16 protein-coding genes and 1 pseudogene are annotated in these 18,996 nt (G+C 68.7%); 6 read left to right on the forward strand and 11 right to left on the reverse strand.

Annotation, left to right across the window (positions count from 1 at the left end; genetic code table 11):
- The first annotated feature begins 386 nt into the window (after positions 1-386).
- From ABD357_RS12005 to ABD357_RS12020, 4 genes are all read left to right on the forward strand, one after another.
- Complete coding sequence (locus tag ABD357_RS12005; RefSeq protein WP_344389684.1) at positions 387-1,610, forward strand: NAD(P)-dependent malic enzyme; 1,224 nt, start codon at positions 387-389, stop codon at positions 1,608-1,610.
- A 387-nt stretch (positions 1,611-1,997) separates the two neighbouring features.
- Complete coding sequence (locus ABD357_RS12010) at positions 1,998-2,963, forward strand: zinc-binding dehydrogenase (protein WP_344389686.1); 966 nt, start codon at positions 1,998-2,000, stop codon at positions 2,961-2,963.
- A gap of 84 nt (positions 2,964-3,047) precedes the next feature.
- Entirely contained in the window at positions 3,048-3,257 is a 210-nt protein-coding gene (locus tag ABD357_RS12015; protein WP_010984411.1) for a helix-turn-helix domain-containing protein, read from the forward strand.
- A complete protein-coding gene (locus tag ABD357_RS12020; protein ID WP_344389688.1) occupies positions 3,257-3,823 on the forward strand; it encodes a Clp protease N-terminal domain-containing protein in 567 nt (188 codons plus the stop codon). The genes ABD357_RS12015 and ABD357_RS12020 overlap by 1 nt, the downstream gene beginning before the upstream one ends.
- A 52-nt stretch (positions 3,824-3,875) precedes the next feature.
- On the opposite strand, the gene ABD357_RS12025 is transcribed toward ABD357_RS12020, so the two are convergent.
- The 9 genes from ABD357_RS12025 to ABD357_RS12065 form a co-directional block, all read right to left on the reverse strand.
- Positions 3,876-4,937 (reverse strand): PadR family transcriptional regulator, encoded by a 1,062-nt coding sequence (locus ABD357_RS12025; protein ID WP_344389689.1) that lies wholly within the window; start codon positions 4,935-4,937, stop codon positions 3,876-3,878.
- 1 nt (position 4,938) lies between these two features.
- On the reverse strand, positions 4,939-5,871 hold the full coding sequence (locus ABD357_RS12030) for a DUF4097 family beta strand repeat-containing protein (protein ID WP_344389691.1): 933 nt from the start codon (positions 5,869-5,871) through the stop codon (positions 4,939-4,941).
- A gap of 180 nt (positions 5,872-6,051) precedes the next feature.
- Complete coding sequence (locus tag ABD357_RS12035; protein WP_236239996.1) at positions 6,052-6,231, reverse strand: DUF6104 family protein; 180 nt, start codon at positions 6,229-6,231, stop codon at positions 6,052-6,054.
- Positions 6,232-6,386: 155 nt separating this feature from the next.
- Positions 6,387-10,220 (reverse strand): multifunctional oxoglutarate decarboxylase/oxoglutarate dehydrogenase thiamine pyrophosphate-binding subunit/dihydrolipoyllysine-residue succinyltransferase subunit, encoded by a 3,834-nt coding sequence (locus tag ABD357_RS12040; RefSeq protein WP_425584821.1) that lies wholly within the window; start codon positions 10,218-10,220, stop codon positions 6,387-6,389.
- 216 nt (positions 10,221-10,436) lie between these two features.
- Positions 10,437-11,558, reverse strand: coding sequence for a HAMP domain-containing sensor histidine kinase (locus tag ABD357_RS12045; RefSeq protein WP_344389692.1), 1,122 nt, complete (start codon positions 11,556-11,558; stop codon positions 10,437-10,439).
- Between the two features lie 95 nt (positions 11,559-11,653).
- Positions 11,654-12,391: a response regulator transcription factor gene (locus ABD357_RS12050; RefSeq protein WP_054236710.1), complete on the reverse strand. Its 738-nt coding sequence runs from the start codon at positions 12,389-12,391 to the stop codon at positions 11,654-11,656.
- Between the two features lie 113 nt (positions 12,392-12,504).
- The gene (locus tag ABD357_RS12055; RefSeq protein WP_344389693.1) at positions 12,505-13,182 is read right to left on the reverse strand and encodes a spermidine synthase family protein; all 678 of its coding nucleotides are present in this window, start codon (positions 13,180-13,182) and stop codon (positions 12,505-12,507) included.
- Positions 13,183-13,228: 46 nt separating this feature from the next.
- Positions 13,229-13,426: a DUF397 domain-containing protein gene (locus ABD357_RS12060; protein ID WP_344389694.1), complete on the reverse strand. Its 198-nt coding sequence runs from the start codon at positions 13,424-13,426 to the stop codon at positions 13,229-13,231.
- Positions 13,427-13,436: 10 nt separating this feature from the next.
- Positions 13,437-14,288, reverse strand: coding sequence for a helix-turn-helix domain-containing protein (locus ABD357_RS12065; RefSeq protein WP_344389695.1), 852 nt, complete (start codon positions 14,286-14,288; stop codon positions 13,437-13,439).
- A 166-nt stretch (positions 14,289-14,454) separates the two neighbouring features.
- Here ABD357_RS12065 and ABD357_RS12070 point away from each other — a divergent pair, with 166 nt between their 5' ends.
- Positions 14,455-14,898, forward strand: a complete 444-nt coding sequence (locus ABD357_RS12070; protein ID WP_344389696.1) for an ATP-binding protein — start codon at positions 14,455-14,457, stop codon at positions 14,896-14,898.
- Positions 14,899-14,937: 39 nt separating this feature from the next.
- Here the strand turns inward: ABD357_RS12070 and ABD357_RS12075 are convergent, their stop codons facing one another.
- Both ABD357_RS12075 and ABD357_RS12080 read right to left on the reverse strand, forming a co-directional pair.
- Positions 14,938-15,393 carry an ASCH domain-containing protein gene (locus ABD357_RS12075; protein WP_344389698.1) on the reverse strand — a complete coding sequence of 152 codons (456 nt, stop codon included), beginning with the start codon at positions 15,391-15,393 and terminating at the stop codon, positions 14,938-14,940.
- 13 nt (positions 15,394-15,406) lie between these two features.
- A pseudogene (locus tag ABD357_RS12080) lies at positions 15,407-16,229 on the reverse strand (nucleotidyltransferase).
- 160 nt (positions 16,230-16,389) lie between these two features.
- Here ABD357_RS12080 and lon point away from each other — a divergent pair.
- Positions 16,390-18,807 carry an endopeptidase La gene (gene lon / locus ABD357_RS12085; protein WP_344389699.1) on the forward strand — a complete coding sequence of 806 codons (2,418 nt, stop codon included), beginning with the start codon at positions 16,390-16,392 and terminating at the stop codon, positions 18,805-18,807.
- The last annotated feature ends 189 nt before the right edge of the window (positions 18,808-18,996 follow it).

An 18,996-nucleotide genomic window follows, 5' to 3' on the forward strand; every position in this document is an offset into this window, starting at 1 on the left:
GGACCGGTCTATCTCGGCCGGATCTTGTACGGATTTTTCGCCTTCCTGCCGGAAGATCTTCGGTGCTTCGCGCGATGCGAGCAGCCGCCTCTGCGCACTTGCGGCGCCCTGCTGACCTGTCAGGATATGTCCGTGCAATCGGGCACAAGTCATGTCAGCGTCATGTGACCTTCGTGTTATGGACTCGTCGGCGATGCCGTCCGTCCGGTAAGAAGGTTCTTTACACCCCTCATCCGGGGCTCAGGGCGCGTGTGCGGCGCGCCCGTCGCGTATGTGCCCGTACGTACCCGTACGTAGCCGTCACATCAGGGGCATACGCGGTGCCCGCCCACCCCTCACCCGGAGTGGACACCCTCAACCGTTCAAGACTTAAGGGGTAAAACAAAGTGGCAGCGGAGATCGTCAATCCTCGCAGCGACAGCAGTACGGAGCAGGAGGCCGGGGCCGAGCCCCTCGATTCCTTCGATCCGGCGTTCGCGCTGCACCGCGGCGGCAAGATGGCCGTGCAGGCCACCGTTCCGGTCCGCGACAAGGACGACCTGTCCCTGGCGTACACGCCCGGCGTCGCGAAGGTGTGCAGCGCCATCGCCGAGCAGCCGGAGCTCGTCCACGACTACACGTGGAAGTCGTCCGTGGTGGCCGTGGTGACGGACGGTACGGCCGTGCTCGGGCTCGGCGACATCGGCCCCGAGGCCTCCCTCCCCGTGATGGAGGGCAAGGCGATCCTGTTCAAGCAGTTCGGCGGGGTCGACGCGGTGCCGATCGCTCTGGGCACGACGGACGCCGACGAGATCATCGAGACCGTTGTGCGGCTCGCGCCGTCCTTCGGCGGGGTCAACCTGGAGGACATCTCGGCGCCTCGGTGCTTCGAGATCGAGCGGCGTTTGCAGGAGCGGCTGGACATCCCGGTCTTCCACGACGACCAGCACGGAACCGCTGTGGTCACCCTGGCGGCCCTCCGGAACGCGGCCCGTCTGACGGGGCGGTCGCTGGGGGAGCTGCGTGCGGTGATCTCGGGCGCGGGGGCGGCCGGTGTCGCCATCGCCAAGTTCCTGCTCGAGGCCGGGATCGGGGATGTCGCTGTCGCGGACCGCAAGGGTGTCGTGTCCGAGGACCGGGACGATCTGACTCCGGTCAAGCGCGAGCTTGCCTCGCTGACCAACAAGGCGGGCCTGTCGGGGTCGTTGGAGGCCGCGCTCGCCGGCGCGGACGTCTTCATCGGAGTGTCCGGCGGTACGGTTCCGGAGCCGGCCGTCGCTTCCATGGCCGAGGGCGCGTTCGTGTTCGCCATGGCCAACCCGAATCCCGAGGTGCATCCCGACGTCGCGCACAAGTACGCGGCCGTTGTGGCTACCGGGCGGTCCGACTACCCCAACCAGATCAACAACGTGCTGGCGTTTCCCGGGATCTTCGCGGGGGCGCTTCAGGTGCGGGCGTCTCGGATCACCGAGGGGATGAAGATCGCTGCGGCTGAGGCGTTGGCTGCGGTCGTCGGGGACGACCTTGCCGCGGATTATGTGATTCCGTCGCCGTTCGATGAGCGGGTTGCTCCGGCGGTCACTGCGGCGGTTGCGGCGGCGGCTCGGACGGAAGGCGTCGCCCGGCGTTGACGGTTCGTTGTCGACTGGCGGTCCGTCGTTCGCGCCCCGCGGCGGAGCCGCTGATGTCACAGCCCCGCGCCCCTTGGGTGGGTGGTGGGTGCGGGGCCGTGGCCGGTGCGTCAGCCCGTCGCCAACAGGGCGTACTGCCCTTTGCTGATACAGGGCGCAGGTGGGCCGAGACAGAACCTACGCGACGGGCATACGACGCACCGGCCCACATCCCCTCCCGCCGGTGGGAGGGTGCGAGTGCGTAGTGGCTGACTTGCTCCAGGAGCGCCCCTTTAGGGGCGCGGGGAACTGCGCGACCAGCCACGATGCACCCGCACCCGCCCAGGAAACCGAGCCCACCACCCCCGTAGGCAGCCCGCTCAACCGCTGACGGCTAGGGTCAGGGGCATGTTCGCTGCATACGCCGCACGTATTGATCGGGATCAGCCGTTGAACGGGCTGGAGTTGGGGGAGCGGCCCGCTCCCGAGGCTCGGGACGGCTGGACAATCGTGGACGTCAGGGCCGCGTCCCTGAACCACCATGACCTGTGGTCGCTGCGAGGCGTGGGCCTCGCGGAGGACCGGTTGCCGATGATTCTGGGGTGCGACGCCGCCGGGGTCGACGAGGACGGCAACGAGGTCGTGCTGCACTCCGTGATCGGGCAGACGGGACACGGCGTCGGACCCAAGGAGCCGCGTTCCATCCTCACCGAGCGGTACCAGGGGACATTCGCTGAACAGGTCTCCGTACCCGTTTGGAACGTACTGCCGAAGCCCAAGGAGCTCTCCTTCGAGGAGGCTGCCTGTCTGCCCACCGCCTGGCTGACGGCGTATCGCATGCTCTTCACCAACGCCGGTGTACGCCCCGGTGACTCGGTTCTCGTGCAGGGCGCCGGCGGGGGTGTGGCCACCGCCGCGATCGTGCTGGGGAAGGCCGCGGGGCTACGGGTCTTCGCCACCAGCCGTGACGAGGCGAAGCGCAAGCGGGCGATGGATCTGGGCGCCGTGGAGGCCGTGGAGTCCGGCGCCAGGCTGCCGCAGCGCGTGGATGCCGTTATCGAGACCGTGGGTGCCGCTACCTGGTCCCACTCCGTGAAGTCCCTCAAGCCCGGGGGCACCCTCGTCATCTCGGGTGCCACAAGCGGTGACCGTCCCTCGCACGCAGAACTGACCCGCATCTTCTTCCTCGAACTCAAGGTCGTCGGCTCCACGATGGGAACGAAGGACGAGTTGGAGGACCTGCTGTCCTTCTGCGCCGCCACAGGCGTACGTCCCGTCATCGACGAAGTCCTCCCGCTGGATCGTGCTCGTGAGGGGTTCGAGCGGATGGAGTCGGGTGAGCAGTTCGGGAAGATCGTCCTCACCGCATCCTGACGCGCATGCCTCGCACCCGTCTCTCGCACCCCCTTGATGTCAACCTCGGTTGACATCAAGGGGGTGTCAACGTACGTTGACGTCATGACCGAAGCAACAGATCTCGCCGAGCGCGCGGGTGACCGCGATCCGCGGATCGGGCTGCGGGCCGTCTCCGCCTTGCGGCGGCTGCTGGAGCAGCTCGAAGCGGTGCAGGTGCGCAGTGCGCGCAATCAGGGTTGGTCGTGGCAGGAGATCGCCGCGGAACTGGGTGTCAGCAGGCAGGCCGTCCACAAGAAGTACGGGAGGCAGTGATGTTCGAACGGTTCACCAAGGACGCTCGCGCGGTGGTGCGGGGCGCGGTTGAACACTCCGAGCGGTTGGGCGCCGAGACGGTCGAAGAAGGGCACCTGCTGCTTGCCCTGCTCGACCGAGAGGGCAGTCGTGGGTCGTTCGCGCTGATGTCGCTGGGACTGACCGGCCGCGCGAGGGAGTCGGTGGAACGGATGCTCGCCGAGGTGCGGCGCCGCGGGGGTCTGTCGCGCGCCGACGCCGACGCGCTGTCCGGTCTCGGCATCGACGTCGCGGAGATCGTCTCCCGGGTTGAGCAGGCTCATGGCGTGGGCGCGCTGGGCGGCGACAGCAAGGACAAGGGGTGGTGGTCCGGCCGCCGCACCTTCACCCGCGGCGCCAAGGAGACCCTGGAGAAGTCCCTGCGCATCGCCTTGGGCCTGCGCGACCGGCACATCGGGGACGAACACATCCTCCTTGCTCTCACTGCCCGCCCCGGAGTTGCCGCCGAGGCCCTTGAGGACCACGGCGTGACGTACGAGACCGTCACGCGCGTGCTCTACGGCGGCGGCGAGGCGAAGGCGGGCTGAGTAGGCTGGGGGCCTGTCCGGCCTGATCCGCCGGACAGGCTCTGGGGCGGGCTCAGCCCTTGGGCCGCAGTACCACCCCTATGTGTGCCGCCGCCGTCGACAAGTGGCGGCGGCACTCCCGCAGTTGGTCCTCCGTCACCCCGTTGTCGCGGGCCGCGTCGCGGATGTCGTCGCGGAAGCGGTCCAGGAGGCGGTCGAGGTCGCGGGCGGGTTCGCCGGTCGAGTCGTCGTGTGCCCAGGCGGGTTCGTAGCCGGCGGGGAAGTCCTCGGGGGTGACCGTGTAGTCGGGCTCCGGAGCCCCCGGCTTTTCCTGTCGGCCAAAGCCGGCGTCCTTCCCGAACCCCTTGCCGAAGTCCTTTCCGAACTCGCCGAATTCCTTGGCGAGTTCGGAAAGCCCCTCTCGTACCCCGGTCGGCCAGTCACCCCGTGCGAAGTGGTCCTGCACCTGGTCCTGGACGCGCTTGGCGACCCGCTGGAGCTCCTGGGCCTGGGCCCGTGCCCTCTCCTGCGCCTCCTTGGCCTGGCGGCGCGCCCGCTGGGCCTCCTCGCGGGCCCGTCGGCTCTCGTCCTTCGCGCGCCGGGCCTGTTCCTTCCACTCCTGCTTGACGCGGCGCATCTCCTCCTTCGCGGTACGCCACGCCTCCTTCTCCACGTACTCCGTGGAGTCCCCGTAGGCGGTCTCGTGTTCCCCCCGCCACCCCTTGGCGCCGCCCGATGCGGGTCCCCGGCGCGCCTCGCTCGCCGCCGCCCGCATCTCGCGGCGCAGGTCGCCTGCCGCGCCCCGCACATCGGCCCGGATCTCGGCGGCCAGCTCCGCCACCGACTCGCGGATCTCCAGCTCCAGGTCGGCCAGTTCACCGCTGCGATCGGCCAGTTCGGCACGGCCCGCGTCCGTGATCGCGTACACCTTGCGGCCGCCTTCGGTGGTGTGGGTGACCAGGCCCTCGGCCTCCAGCTTGGCCAGGCGGGGGTACACGGTGCCGGCCGAGGGCGCGTACAGGCCCTGGAAGCGCTCCTCGAGGAGCCGGATCACCTCGTACCCGTGGCGCGGCGCCTCGTCCAGCAGTTTCAGGAGGTAGAGCCGCAGTCGTCCGTGGGCAAAGACGGGAGGCATGTCAGAGCCCCTTCTTGTCGTTCGTGCTGTCGGTCGCGCCGTCGGACGGGTGGTCGGACGGGTGGTCGGGGCTCTCGTCGGATGGGAGGCCGGCGGTGTCCTTCGGCTCGGCGTCCCATGGCTCGTCCTCCGACGGGGGCCTCCGCAGCAACGCGATCGAGCCTGAGACCGTTGTCGCCTTCAGCTTTCCGGTGCCCGAGCCCAGGCGGCCGGTGATCTTGTGGGCGCCCCACTGGCCGCTGACTCGGAGGTCGTCGAAGGCGTTGGAGACCGTGCCGCTCGCGGTGTCGACCTCGACCTCTGCGTCCGCGGGGTGCGGCAGCCGGACTGCGATCTCCCCCGAGACGTTGTTCAGCCTGACGTCGGTGGGGCTGTCCGTGTCGAGGTCGACGATCATCGAGCCGCTCACCGAGTCCGCCCGCACGCTGGAGCCCGAGCCCTCGACGACGGTGAGGTCACCGGAGACGGAGTTGAAACGCAGGTCGCCGGTGACGGCCTGGGCTTCCAGATTCCCCGAAACCGTGTCGGCGCGCACGGGGCCGGAGAGGCCGACGAGTGTCGTGTCTCCCGTGACGCCCTTCACCACCGTCGGCCCGTCCACCCCGGAGACCACGGCTGCGGCGCCGACCACGCCGACCTCCACGCGCGCATGTGCCGGAATCGCCAGAGAGACCACCGCCCCGCGGTGCCAGCCCTTGCGGTCGAGCCACTTGAGGAAGCCCTTCCAGGGCAAGTCCTCGTACGCCACCGTGAGTGTGCCGTCCTTGTGGGTCACCACGAGAGGCGGTCCCTTTATCTCGGTCACCTCGAGGCGGGTGGAACCCTCGTCCACCCCCACGACGTTCACCGTTCCGTTGACGAGTCGCACATGGAGTGCTGTCACGGGGTCATCGAAGGTGAGCTTCTTCGGCTCGGCGACGGACCACTCGGACATGGTGCTGACCTCCTCGACGCGAACGGACGTTGCGCAATAACGCGACAGGGGCGGCGGTCATCCCGGTCACGCCATATCGCGTCTTCCGTTATTCACGATATATCGCGGTCACGGAAAGTCAAGACACCCGATCCGGTGATCTCAGGGGTGAAAGCGCGGGTACGACGGGCGTCGCGCGCCCTACTCGTCGTCCTCGTCGTCCAGCCGCGCCAGCCAGGTCGCCAGCCGCTCCACCGGCACCTCGAAGTCCGGATTGAGATCGACGAACGTACGAAACTGCTCGGCGAGCCACTCGAAGGTGACCTCTTCCTCGCCGCGCCGCTTCTCCAGCTCCTCGATGCCACGGTCGGTGAAGTACACGGGTGCTCTCCTGGGGGCGTAGGTCTGACGTCTCCAGGTTATGCGGAGTCGGACCTTCGACTGCACGCGCCCGGATACGCCCGAGGGCCCGGCCCGAGACGAACTCGGTGCCGGGCCCTTCAGACGGCGCCCTTCAGGCGATGTACGCCCGAGGCCTACGCCTCGAACACCTCCCGAACCAGCTGCTCCTGCTCCTGCTCGTGGCGCTTCTTCGAGCCGACCGCCGGGGACGAGCCGTGCGGGCGCGAGATGCGGCGCAGGCGCTCGCCGTGCGGGATGTCCGCGCCGACCGCCAGGTCCAGGTGGTCGATCAGGTTGAGGGCGATGAACGGCCAGGCGCCCTGGTTTGCCGGCTCCTCCTGGGCCCAAAGGTACTTCTCGGCGTTCGGGTACTTGGAGATTTCCGCCTGGAGCTCGGCACCCGGCAGCGGGTACAGGCGCTCGATGCGGATGATCGCCGTGTCCGTCGCGCCGCGCTTCTGCCGCTCGGCCTCCAGCTCGTAGTAGAGCTTGCCTGCGCAGAAGACGACCCTGCGGACCGCGGCCGGGTCGGCCGACGCGTCGCCGATGACCGGGCGGAAGCCGCCCGTCGTGAACTCCTCCGCCTTGGAGGCCGCGGCCTTGAGGCGCAGCATCCACTTCGGGGTGAAGACCACCAGCGGCTTGTGGTGCGGGTTGTGGACCTGCCAGCGCAGCAGGTGGAAGTAGTTCGACGGGAGGGTCGGCATGGCGACCGTCATGTTGTTCTGGGCGCAGAGCTGGAGGAAGCGCTCCGGGCGAGCCGAGGAGTGGTCCGGGCCCTGGCCCTCGTAGCCGTGCGGGAGGAGCAGCGTCACACCGGACGTCTGGGCCCACTTCTGCTCCGCCGACGAGATGAACTCGTCCACCACCGTCTGGGCGCCGTTGACGAAGTCGCCGAACTGCGCCTCCCACAGGACCAGCGCCTCGGGGCGGGCCAGTGAGTAGCCGTACTCGAAGCCCATGACCGCGTACTCGGAGAGCAGCGAGTCGTAGACGTTGTAGCGCGCCTGGTCTTCCGAGAGGTACTGGAGCGGGGTGTAGTCCTCGCCCGTGTTCTGGTCCACCAGGACCGCGTGGCGCTGGCCGAACGTGCCGCGGCGGGAGTCCTGGCCCGACAGACGGACCGGGGTGCCCTCCATCAGCAGCGAGCCGATGGCCAGGGTCTCGCCCATGCCCCAGTCGATCGTGCCGTCCTCGATCATCGCCGCGCGGCGCTGCAGCTGCGGCATCAGACGCGGGTGGACGGTGACGTGGTCGGGGATGTTGACCTGCGACTCGGCGATCCGCTTCACGACCTCCTGGGAGACCGCGGTGTCCACGTGGACCGGGAACTCCGCCTCCGGCTGCGGAACGTGCACCTCGGCGGGGGCCTGGGCGGCCTCGCGGACCTCGGTGAACACCTTCTCCAGCTGGCCCTGGAAGTCCTGCAGCGCCTGCTCGGCCTCTTCCAGCGTGATGTCGCCGCGACCGATGAGGGACTCGGTGTAGAGCTTGCGCACCGAGCGCTTCTTGTCGATCAGGCTGTACATCTGCGGGTTCGTGAACGACGGGTTGTCGGTCTCGTTGTGACCGCGGCGGCGGTAGCAGATGAGGTCGATGACGACGTCCTTGTTGAACGCCTGCCGGAACTCGAAGGCCAGGCGCCCGACCCGGACGACGGCCTCGGGGTCGTCACCGTTCACGTGGAAGATCGGCGCCTCGATCATCCGGGCCACGTCGGTGGAGTACATCGACGAGCGCGCGGACTCCGGCGGAGCGGTGAAGCCGACCTGGTTGTTGATGACGATGTGGACCGAGCCGCCGGTGCGGTAGCCGCGCAGCTGCGACATGTTCAGGGTCTCGGCCACGACGCCCTGGCCGGCGAAGGCCGCGTCGCCGTGCAGGGCGATCGGCAGGACCGTGAAGTCCGTGCCGCCCTTGCCGATGATGTCCTGCTTGGCGCGCGCGACGCCCTCCAGGACCGGGTCCACCGCCTCCAGGTGCGAGGGGTTCGCGGTGAGCGACACCTTGATCTGCTCGCCGTCCAGGCCCGTGAAGGTGCCCTCGGCGCCCAGGTGGTACTTCACGTCACCGGAGCCGTGCATCGACTTCGGGTCGAGGTTGCCCTCGAACTCGCGGAAGATCTGCGCGTACGACTTGCCGACGATGTTGGCGAGGACGTTCAGCCGGCCGCGGTGGGCCATGCCGATGACGACCTCGTCCAGGCGGGACTCGGCGGCGCTGTCGATGACCGCGTCGAGGAGCGGGATGACGGACTCGCCGCCCTCCAGCGAGAAGCGCTTCTGGCCGACGTACTTCGTCTGCAGGAAGGTTTCGAAGGCCTCTGCCGCGTTCAGCCGGCGCAGGATGCGCAGCTGCTCCTCGCGCTCCGGCTTGGTGTGGCCGCGCTCCACGCGGTCCTGGATCCACTTGCGCTGCTTCGGGTCCTGGATGTGCATGAACTCGACGCCGGTGGTGCGGCAGTACGAGTCGCGCAGGACGCCGAGGATGTCGCGCAGCTTCATCATCGACTTGCCGGCGAAGCCGCCGACCGCGAACTCGCGCTCCAGGTCCCACAGGGTGAGCCCGTGCTCGGTGATGTCCAGGTCGGGGTGCTTGCGCTGCTTGTACTCCAGGGGGTCGGTGTCGGCCATGACATGGCCGCGGACCCGGTAGGAGTGGATCAGCTCGAAGACGCGGGCGGCCTTCGTGACGTCGTCGTCGTGCGAGGCGTCGATGTCCTTGAGCCAGCGGACCGGCTCGTACGGAATGCGCAGGGACTCGAAGATCTCGTCGTAGAAGCCGTTCTCACCGAGGAGGAGGTTCGCGACGATCCGGAGGAACTCGCCGGAGGCGGCGCCCTGGATGACCCGGTGGTCGTACGTCGACGTCAGGGTCATGACCTTGGAGATGCCCAGCTTGTTGAGCGTGTCCTGGGACGTGCCCTGGAACTCCGCCGGGTAGTCCATCGAGCCGACGCCCATGATGACCGACTGACCGGGCATCAGGCGGGGCACGGAGTGGACGGTGCCGAGGCCGCCGGGGTTCGTCAGGGAGACCGTGACACCGGAGAAGTCGTCCATCGTCAGCTTGCCGTCGCGGGCGCGGCGGACGATGTCCTCGTAGGCCTGCCAGAACTCGAAGAAGTTCAGCGTCTCGGCCTTCTTGATGCCGGCCACGACGAGTTGACGGTCGCCGTTCGGCTTCACCAGGTCGATCGCGAGGCCGAAGTTGACGTGCTCCGGCTTGACCAGGGTCGGCTTGCCGTCCTTCTCGGCGTAGTGGTAGTTCATCGACGGCATGGCCTTGAGGGCCTGCACCATCGCGTAGCCGATGAGGTGGGTGAAGGAGATCTTCCCGCCCCGGGCGCGCTTCAGATGGTTGTTGATGACGATGCGGTTGTCGAAGAGCAGCTTCACCGGGACCGCGCGCACGGACGTGGCCGTGGGCAGCTCCAGAGAGGCGTTCATGTTCTTCGCCACGGCCGCGGCGGGGCCGCGCAGCGGTACGTACTCCGGGCCGGCCGGTGCCTCGGTCGCGGGCGCGGCCTTGGTGGGCGCGGCCTTCGAGGCGGCCGGCTTGGCGGCGGCAGCGGGCTTGGCCGGAGCCGGGGCCGGAGCGGCGGCTGCGGGCTTCGGCGCCGCGGGGGCGGCCTGAGCCGGAGCGGCCTGAGCCTGGGCCTGACCATCGGAGGAGACCGGGGCGGCGGGAGCAGCCGGGGCGGTCGCGGCCTGAGCCGTCGTGGGGGTCCCTGCGGCCCCCGCGGCCGCAGTACGCGACGTGGCCGAGGCGGCGACGCCGCCCGGCTTGTAGTCGGCGAAGAAGTCCCACCAGGCGCGGTCTACCGAATTCGGGTCCTGGAGGTACTGCTGATAGATCTCGTCGACGAGCCACTCGTTCGGACCGAACGCGGCGGCAGGGTTCTTCCCGGCCTTCCCGGCTTGGTCGTCGGTGGAGATGCTCGAGTTACTGGGGGACTGTGGCGACACGGCGGCAACCGCCCTCTTCCGCTTCACAAGGTGATGGACAGCGGGAATTAAGGCTACGCCTCCATGGCCGATGGATGCAGGCCGGGCAGGTTGATCGTCGTGTAAGTCACATCGAATCGCGTGTTTCGACGCTGGAAATGGCGGGAAACAAGCGCGGTTGCCCTCGGGACGCCTCGCGGAATCCGTGGTTCTTGCGACTGTGGCTCGAACCTTAGGTCAACCTGCGAGCGGAGGCAGCCCCGGAAGAGTGACCTGGATTCGGCAGCCGCGCCGGGATTCGGCCACACCGATCCGGCCGCCGTGCAGATCGACCGCCCAGCGCGCGATCGCCAGCCCCAGACCCGTACCGCCGTCGCTGCCCGGACCGTGCGGTGCGACGACTCCGCCCCGGTTGAAACGCTCGAAGACCCGGTGCCACTCCGACTGCGGAATCCCGGGGCCCTCGTCCAGCACCTCCAGATCGAGCGACTCCGGATAGTCCCCGCGCCGCGCCCGCACCGTCACACGGCCGTGCGGCGGGCTGTGCTTGACCGCGTTGTCGATGAGGTTGGCGACGACCTGGTGGATCCGCTCCGGATCGGCGTGCGCGGTCAGCTCGGGCGGCGACACGTCCAGGTGCAGATGTACGTCCGTACGCGTGTGGGTGCCGGACCCCGAGGAGATGCCCCCGCGCGCGGAGACCACCATGTTGGCCTCCTTCAGTACGCCCGACAGGTACGGCCACACCTCGAAGCGGCGCTTGCGCAGCGGTACGACGCCGTTGTCCAGCCGGGACAGGTCGAGCAGCGTCTCCACCAGGCGCCCGAGGCGCTCGGTCTGCTTCAGGGCCGTACGCATCGTCTCGGGATCGGCGGCCGAGACGCCGTCCACGACGTTCTCCAGAACCGCGCGCAGGCCGGCGATCGGCGTACGCAGCTCGTGCGAGACGTTCGCGATCAGCTCCCTGCGCTGGCGGTCCTGTGCCTCGAGGTCGTCGGCCATGCGGTTGATCGTCTGGGCCAGGTCGCCCAGTTCGTCGCGGCGGTCGGCGCCCTTGACCCGGCTCGTGTAGTCGCCGTGCGCGATGTTCCGGGCCACCGTGTTCATCTCGTCCAGGGGAGCCGTCAGCGAGTGCGCCACGAACTGCGTGATCAGCAGCGTCGCGATCATCGAGAAGACGGTGATGAAGCGCAGCTCGGTCTCCGTGCGCACCGCGATCATCATCAGCACGGTGGTGATGAAGACCGAGACGACGACCAGCATGCCGAGCTTCGTCTTGATCGAGAAGGGGCGTACGCCCTCCCAGAGGCTCGCGCTCCAGCCGCCCGCGTTCTTGCGCGTCCCGTCGGCCTCGCTCATGACACGACACCGCGTATGGCATTGCGCATGCCGACACCGCTCATGAAACTGCTCATGACACCGCTCATGGCATCAGCCCCCTCGGGAGGTCGGGCTCAAGGAGTGGGGGTCTCCAGCGCGTAGCCGACGCCGTGCACCGTACGGATCCGTTCGGCGCCGATCTTCCGGCGCAGCGCCTTGATGTGGCTGTCCACGGTCCGGGTGCCGGAGGCGTCCGCCCAGTCCCACACCTCGGCGAGCAGCTGCTCGCGGGAGAGCACCGCACGCGGCGTATTGGCCAGGCAGACCAGCAGATCGAACTCGGTGGGCGTCAGATGGACGTCCTCGCTGCGCACCCGCACCCGCCGCTGGGCGTGGTCGATCTCCAGCTCGCCCAGGCGCAGGATGCCGGAGCGAGGAGTCGACGCGGCGACCACGGCGCGCTCCACGCGGCGCAGCAGTACGTGTACGCGCGCGGCCAGCTCGCGCATGGAGAAAGGCTTCGTCATGTAGTCGTCGGCGCCCACGCCGAGCCCGACGAGCATGTCTGTCTCGTCGTCGCGTGCGGTCAGCATCAGCACCGGCACCGGTCGCTGTGCCTGCACGCGGCGGCAGACCTCCAGGCCGTCGAAGCCCGGCAGCATGATGTCGAGGATCAGCAGATCGGGCTGCCAGGCCTCGGCCGTGTCGACGGCGGCCGGTCCGTCACCGGCGGTTTGCACGAGAAATCCCTCGGCCCGCAACCGGGCGGCGATGGCGTCCACGATCGTCGGATCGTCCTCGACCACCAGCACCCGGCGCTGTGCGCCCGGCGTGGCCGCCGTGCCGTTGTGGGAGGTGTGTGTCTGCTCCATCGCCCGCCCCTGAGGTGTGCTTTCCGGAATCGTGGGGGTGATTCCATGACTGCGCTTGACGCTTGAATGATCTGCGTCAGGTCAGCAGAGTACGGGCAGTTACCACCGCTCGGCTATCCAGGCCTGACAGCGAGATGCACGACGTCCGGAACGCCCCGGGCAACCGGGATCTCTTCGGTACGCACCTGCCGGAACCCGGCATTCCCCAAACTTCCCTCGAAATCAGACGAGGGCTGAGCGGACCACACGGCCAGCACCCCGCCCGGCCTCAACACCCGTGCGCACGCGGCGAGTCCGGCCGCCGAATAGAGGGTTTCGTTGCCGTCCGTCACGGTCCATCCGGGCCCGTTGTCGATGTCGAGGCACAGTGCGTCGTACGTGTCGGACGTCTCATTGACGTAAGCGACCAAATCGTCTTCGACAATCTCGGTACGCGGATCCGCGAGCGCCGCCGCCGAGATGTCCGACAGCGGCCCCTCCAGATGCCAGTCGATGACCGCCCGCTCCCGCTCGACCACCGCGATACGCCCCCATCGCGGATCGGCGGCCGCATGAGCAAGCGAGAACCCGACGCCCAGCCCGCCGATCAGCACGCTCGGCTCGCGGCGCCCGTCCAGGGCATCGCGAGCGGCATCGACGAGCAGCCGCTCCGAGCGCCCGTCCGACGTGTCCATCAGGAAGCACCCGTTGGCGATGATCTGCAGCAGCCCGCCGTGGCGACGCAGTACGACTTCGCCGTACGGGCCGTTGCGGCGGTCTATGACTACGGGGGTGTCGTACGCGGTGGTCATGGGGCCATTCTGGCCCGTTGCTCCGGGGAGCGGCGGCGGCCGGTGCTCAGGGGTGCGTGGCGGGGGCGTACGACTTGATGTGCTGGAGGAGAGCGGCGAGTTGGGGGCGGTGGGTGTGGAGTACGACGGTGGGGATGTCGCTTTCGCGGAGGGACAAGGTGTCTTGGGTGTCGGCGAGTTCGACGCAGTTCGTTCCGTCGCCCGATCCCGAGTACGACGACTTCTGCCAGACGATCTCGGACATGTCCCCACTTTCAGGTGCTCTGCGTCACGGAGTGGATGAACTGACGTGATTCCTTCACGGGAAGCGCGGCCTTCGTGATGCGCTCCATCAGCACACGGTAGTTCGAGAGCTGGGTTTGCGCATCGAGGAATTCCGAGTTGATGGCCGTATCGACCTGCACAGTGTCGAGTTGAGGGACGGGCCCGGATGCGTACATCACAGTGAGGCCCGGCAGAGGGAAACCGCCGGCGTTGAAGGGGATGACGCGTACGGTGACGTTCCGGCGGCGCGACGCCTCGATCAGCTCCGCCAGTTGCTTGCGCATCACCTCTGGGCCGCCGAACTGGAGCCGTAGTGCGGCCTCGTGGATGATGAAGGTGCAGGCTGGCGGATCATCCCGATCCATGATGTCGCGGCGCTTCATGCGGTGTGAGAGTCGCCGTCGTAGCTCCGGCGGGGGCCAAGCGGGCACTGTCTCGGCGATGACAGCACGGGCGTACTCCTCGGTCTGGAGCAGCCCAGGTACATGCATCGCTACGAAGACGCGCAGGCTGGTCGCGTGGTACTCCAGCTCGGCGAGATCGAGTCCGCCGGTCGCGATGAGGCCTCGGTACTCCTCCCACCAGCCGCGGTGGCGTTCGGCGCCCATATCCGCGAGCGCCTCGACGTACGGCGTGTCGGGGCAGGAGTAAATCGAGGCGAGTGTGCGCACGCGCTCGGCGCTCACGCCGAAGCGGGCCAGCTCCATGTTGGTGACGTGTGAGCGGTTCGTGCCGAGGCGGTCGGCGGCCTCCTGGATGGTGAGCCCGGCGTTCTCGCGCATGCGCCGCAGCTCGGTGCCGAGCCGTCGCTGTCGCTCGGTGATGAAAGTACGAGAGGCCATGGCTGCCCTTCTGTGGGTCTACGTACGGTTGCCTGCTCACTCAATCGGGTCAAGCACCCGCCAATGTCGGCAATCTAGTGGCACTTGTTAGGTGAGTAATCCTACGGTGGGTAGCGGGCCGATCACAGGGTATCGGTCAACATCCATGTGACCTGGGAGAGTTGCTATGGACGAACGCATGCCCGAACCGCCCACCGAGTGGGAGTACACCCTCCAGGTCCCCCACGACCCCTTGGCCCCCGCCATCGCCCGAGCCACCGTCAAGCTCGTACTCGATCGCCACGGTCTCCCCGAACTCGCCGACACCGCCGTCCTGTTGACTTCCGAACTCCTCACCAACTCCTGCCGCTACGCCCCAGGCCCCGCCTCCGTACGCCTCAAGTGGGCGGACAAACGGCTGCGCGGCAGCGTCTGGGACACCGGGCCTCTCCTGCCGCGCCCCGCGACGTACCCCGCTCCGGAGGCGGACGGAGGCCGAGGGCTCGTCCTCGTGGAGCTGTGCTCCAGCGCATGGGGGAGCTTCGCCCTGGGCCGCGAAACCGGCGGAGCCCACGGCAAGGTGGTGTGGTTCGAGTTGCTGGCGGACGTGCCCGCCGGCATGGCGGCGTGAGAGTGGCGTCGACCGGGTTCCGGCTCTTGACGCGGCAGGTCAGCCGACGGGGCGGAGGTCGGCGACGAGGCGGAAGCGTTCCAGGACCGTGGGCGTCGCATCGTCCACGGTGAACCCGGGGTCCTCCAGCGCCGCGCGCATCTCCTCGCTGTGCCAGAACCGTTCGTGGCCCGCCCGCCACTCGGCCACGCTGGTGTAGCCCTCACCCTCGTCCACCGCATGGGTGAGGGCCACCTGCGCCAGCGGAACGACGTGGACGCCGGTCATCTCGATGACCCCCACCGGCCGGTCGTCGGAGTCGACGACCACCGAACGGCTCCCCACCTCCGGCAAGGGCTCCCCCTCGTGCTCGTACTCGACGAGAAGCTCCGTCGTGGACGTCTTGGAGCCGTCCAGAATCGCCGCTACGAGCCGGTCACGCAGCGGTCCGGGAAAGGCGAACTCGGCTTTGGGTAACGATGCGAGGTCTGCGGGCGAGGCTGAGTCGGTCGTCATGCGGTCACCGTAATCACTTGTCCGTATTGCTTGTCCGTGGTGCTTTCTCGCCGTGCATGGCTGTGTATTCGGCTGCGAGCCAAGGCCCCAGGTCGTCGATGAGCATCCCGAGTACGGCCGGATCGGGCGAGGGCGCGCGGCCGATGGATGCGGCTGTGCGCATCTGATCGACGCGCTCGGGGTAGTAGCGGCCGAAGAGTTCGGCGGACTCGTAGAGGTCGCTGGTCCAGCCTTCCCAGCGGGGCATGATCAGGGTGAATCCTGTGCGGACGAGGCGGCGGGCGACGCCTCGGCTGAGGGTTTTGCGATCGGCGTCTGTGACGGCTTCGGCGGCTCGGGTGCGCCAGCGCGGGAGCAGGAGGGCGAGGTCGCCGTTCGTCTCGCGGGCGAGCAGGGCAGTGGGGCGATATCGGGGGAGCTGCTCCGCGAGATCGTTGCCGAGCAGCGGTGTGGCAGAGGCAGGCGACGAAGAATCCGGCATCGTGGCGTTCGAGGTCGCTGAGCAGCGTGCGCGTGCTGGTCAGCAGGATGCCTGCGCCATGGATCTGGGGAAACGTGTGGTCGAGCGCGGCCTCGATCGCTTCGGCGTCGGCGCGGTCGGCTTCGGTCGGCTCGTCGTGGAGTGCGAGCTGGAGGTCGAGGTCGGAGACTCCGGGCGAGGCGGTGCCGCGGGGGATGCTGCCGTAGAGGTAGGCGCTGTGCAGCCGCGCGCTGCCGAAAGTCTCGGCGATGTGAGTGCGGGCGGCGTCGACGACGGGGACGAACGCTGCCTGCACCCGGTCCAGGGCGCCTTCGCGTGCGATCGTCCCGTCGGGGTTTAGCCCAGTTCCGTTCATGGCGGCACTGTGCCTTGTGCCGAGGCGGGCTGCCCATGGATTTCCGAGGTGTCTCTCACCAAGTGATCGCTGACAGCGAACGGCCATCGGATACGGGAACATTCCCCAACCCCCGTGCATTGAGTCTGCATAACTCAACTTGACTGCCATAGGGGAGACCATGACTTCGACGTCCACACCGCTCACCCTGCCCGTGCTGCCGCTCGACGACGAGGTCGTGCTGCCCGGGATGGTGGTGCCCCTGGACCTGAACGATGCCGACGTACGAGCCGCGGTGGAGGCCGCGCAGGCCGCCGCGCGTTCCAGTGGGAGCAGCAAGCCGAAGGTGCTGCTTGTTCCACGGATCGACGGGACGTACGCGAGTACGGGTGTGCTCGGGACCGTCGAGCAGGTCGGCCGGCTGGCCGACGGTGACCCTGGTGCGCTGATCCGCGGGCGTGGGCGGGTGAAGATCGGGGCCGGGACCACCGGGCCCGGAGCCGCGCTGTGGGTCGAGGGGACCCGGGTGGACGAGAGCGTGCCCGACCCGCTGCCGGGTCAGGCCGTCGACCTCGTCAAGGAGTACAAGGCCCTCGCCACCAGCTGGCTGCGCAAGCGCGGTGCCTGGCAGGTGGTCGACCGGGTGCAGGCGATCGACGACGTGTCCGCCCTGGCCGACAACTCCGGGTACTCGCCCTTCCTGACCACCGCGCAGAAGGTCGAGCTCCTCGAGACCGCCGACCCCGTCGCCCGGCTGAAGCTCGCCACCGAGCAGCTCCGCGAGCACCTCGCCGAGCAGGACGTCGCCGAGTCCATCGCCAAGGACGTACAGGAAGGCGTCGACAAGCAGCAGCGCGAGTTCCTGCTGCGGCGCCAACTCGAGGCCGTACGCAAGGAATTGCGCGAGCTGAACGGCGAGCAGGACGGCGAGGAGTCCGACGACTACCGCGCCCGCGTCGAGGCCGCCGACCTTCCCGAGAAGGTCCGCGAGGCAGCCCTCAAGGAGGTCGACAAGCTGGAGCGGTCGAGCGACCAGTCGCCGGAAGGATCGTGGATCCGGACCTGGCTCGACACGGTGCTCGAACTCCCGTGGAGCGAGCGCACGGAGGACTCGTACGACATCCAGGGCGCCCAGGCCATCCTCGACGCCGAGCACGCCGGACTGGAAGACGTGAAGGAGCGCATCACCGAGTACCTGGCCGTGCGCAAGCGGCGCCTGGAGCGAGGGCTGGGAGTCGTCGGCGGGCGCCGTGGCGGTGCCGTGCTCGCGCTCGTCGGGCCGCCCGGTGTCGGCAAGACCAGCCTCGGCGAGTCCGTCGCGCACGCGATGGGGCGCAAGTTCGTACGGGTCGCCCTCGGCGGCGTACGCGACGAGGCCGAGATCCGCGGTCACCGGCGTACGTACGTGGGCGCGCTGCCCGGTCGTATCGTCCGCGCCATCAAGGAAGCCGGGTCCATGAACCCGGTCGTGCTCCTGGACGAGATCGACAAGGTCGGCTCCGACTTCCGGGGCGACCCCGCCGCCGCCCTGCTCGAAGTCCTGGACCCCGCCCAGAACCACACCTTCCGCGACCACTACCTGGAGGTCGAACTCGACCTGAGCGACGTGGTGTTCCTGGCCACGGCCAACGTCCTGGAAGCCATTCCGGAGGCGCTGCTCGACCGCATGGAGCTCGTACGGCTCGACGGCTACACCGAGGACGAGAAGGTCGTCATCGCCCGCGACCACCTGCTGCCGCGGCAGTTGGAGCGTGCCGGTCTTGAGAAGGCCGAAGTCACCCTCGACGAGAGCGCGTTGCGCAAGCTCGCCGGTGAGTACACGCGGGAAGCGGGCGTACGGAACCTGGAGCGGGCCATCGCACGGCTGCTCCGCAAGGTCGCCGCTCAGCACGAACTCGGCGAGCGGAAGCTGCCGTTCACGGTCGGCGAGGGCGATCTGCGCGAACTGATCGGCCGACCGCACCACGTGCCCGAGTCCGCCCAGGACCCGGCCGAGCGCCGCACGGCCGTCCCCGGTGTCGCCACCGGGCTCGCGGTCACTGGCGCGGGTGGCGATGTGCTCTACGTGGAGGCGTCGCTGGCCGATCCGGAGACGGGAGCCTCCGGTCTGACCCTCACGGGCCAGCTCGGCGACGTGATGAAGGAGTCCGCACAGATCGCGCTCTCCTTCCTCCGCTCGCGCGGCGCCGAACTCGAGCTGCCCGTGGGCGACTTGAAGGACCGGGGCGTGCACATCCACTTCCCGGCGGGCGCGGTCCCCAAGGACGGACCGAGCGCGGGCGTCACGATGACGACGGCTCTGGCCTCGCTGCTCAGTGGGCGGCTCGTGCGTACGGATGTGGCGATGACCGGTGAAGTCTCGCTGACCGGGCGGGTGTTGCCCATCGGTGGCGTCAAGCAGAAGCTGCTGGCCGCGCATCGGGCCGGTGTCACCACCGTCGTCATCCCCAAGCGGAACGAGGCCGACCTGGACGATGTGCCCGCCGAGGTTCTGGAGAAGCTCGACGTTCACGCCGTCACGGACGTTCGGCAGGTGCTGGAGCTGGCGTTGTCGCCGGCGACGAACGGGGCGGCGCCGGAGGTTCCGGTGGCGGCGTGACGGACGCCATCGGGGATGAAGACCCGGGCCCCCTCGCGGGGTCCGGGTCTTCGGCATACGGCCGGGCGGGGTGTGGGTGGGTTTTGGGCTCGTTGCCGGGTGCGGGTTCGTTGTGGCTGGTCGCGCCCACGCGGCGGAGCCGCAAATTGACACAGCCCCGCGCCCCTGAAATGCCTGCGGCTCCCCGCG

Origin of the sequence: Streptomyces vastus, assembly GCF_039532825.1 — a bacterium.
Taxonomy (GTDB): Bacteria; Actinomycetota; Actinomycetes; order Streptomycetales; family Streptomycetaceae; genus Streptomyces; species Streptomyces vastus.

Bases quoted from the DNA above. Each gene is read 5' to 3' on its own strand.
- ABD357_RS12010 (WP_344389686.1), top strand. From the start codon at position 1,998: ATGTTCGCTGCATACGCCGCACGTATTGATCGGGATCAGCCGTTGAAC.
- ABD357_RS12015 (WP_010984411.1), top strand. From the start codon at position 3,048: ATGACCGAAGCAACAGATCTCGCCGAGCGCGCGGGTGACCGCGATCCG.
- ABD357_RS12020 (WP_344389688.1), top strand. From the start codon at position 3,257: ATGTTCGAACGGTTCACCAAGGACGCTCGCGCGGTGGTGCGGGGCGCG.
- ABD357_RS12025 (WP_344389689.1), bottom strand. From the start codon at position 4,937: ATGCCTCCCGTCTTTGCCCACGGACGACTGCGGCTCTACCTCCTGAAA.
- ABD357_RS12030 (WP_344389691.1), bottom strand. From the start codon at position 5,871: ATGTCCGAGTGGTCCGTCGCCGAGCCGAAGAAGCTCACCTTCGATGAC.
- ABD357_RS12045 (WP_344389692.1), bottom strand. From the start codon at position 11,558: ATGAGCGAGGCCGACGGGACGCGCAAGAACGCGGGCGGCTGGAGCGCG.
- ABD357_RS12050 (WP_054236710.1), bottom strand. From the start codon at position 12,391: ATGGAGCAGACACACACCTCCCACAACGGCACGGCGGCCACGCCGGGC.
- ABD357_RS12055 (WP_344389693.1), bottom strand. From the start codon at position 13,182: ATGACCACCGCGTACGACACCCCCGTAGTCATAGACCGCCGCAACGGC.
- ABD357_RS12060 (WP_344389694.1), bottom strand. From the start codon at position 13,426: ATGTCCGAGATCGTCTGGCAGAAGTCGTCGTACTCGGGATCGGGCGAC.
- ABD357_RS12065 (WP_344389695.1), bottom strand. From the start codon at position 14,288: ATGGCCTCTCGTACTTTCATCACCGAGCGACAGCGACGGCTCGGCACC.
- ABD357_RS12070 (WP_344389696.1), top strand. From the start codon at position 14,455: ATGGACGAACGCATGCCCGAACCGCCCACCGAGTGGGAGTACACCCTC.
- ABD357_RS12075 (WP_344389698.1), bottom strand. From the start codon at position 15,393: ATGACGACCGACTCAGCCTCGCCCGCAGACCTCGCATCGTTACCCAAA.
- lon (WP_344389699.1), top strand. From the start codon at position 16,390: ATGACTTCGACGTCCACACCGCTCACCCTGCCCGTGCTGCCGCTCGAC.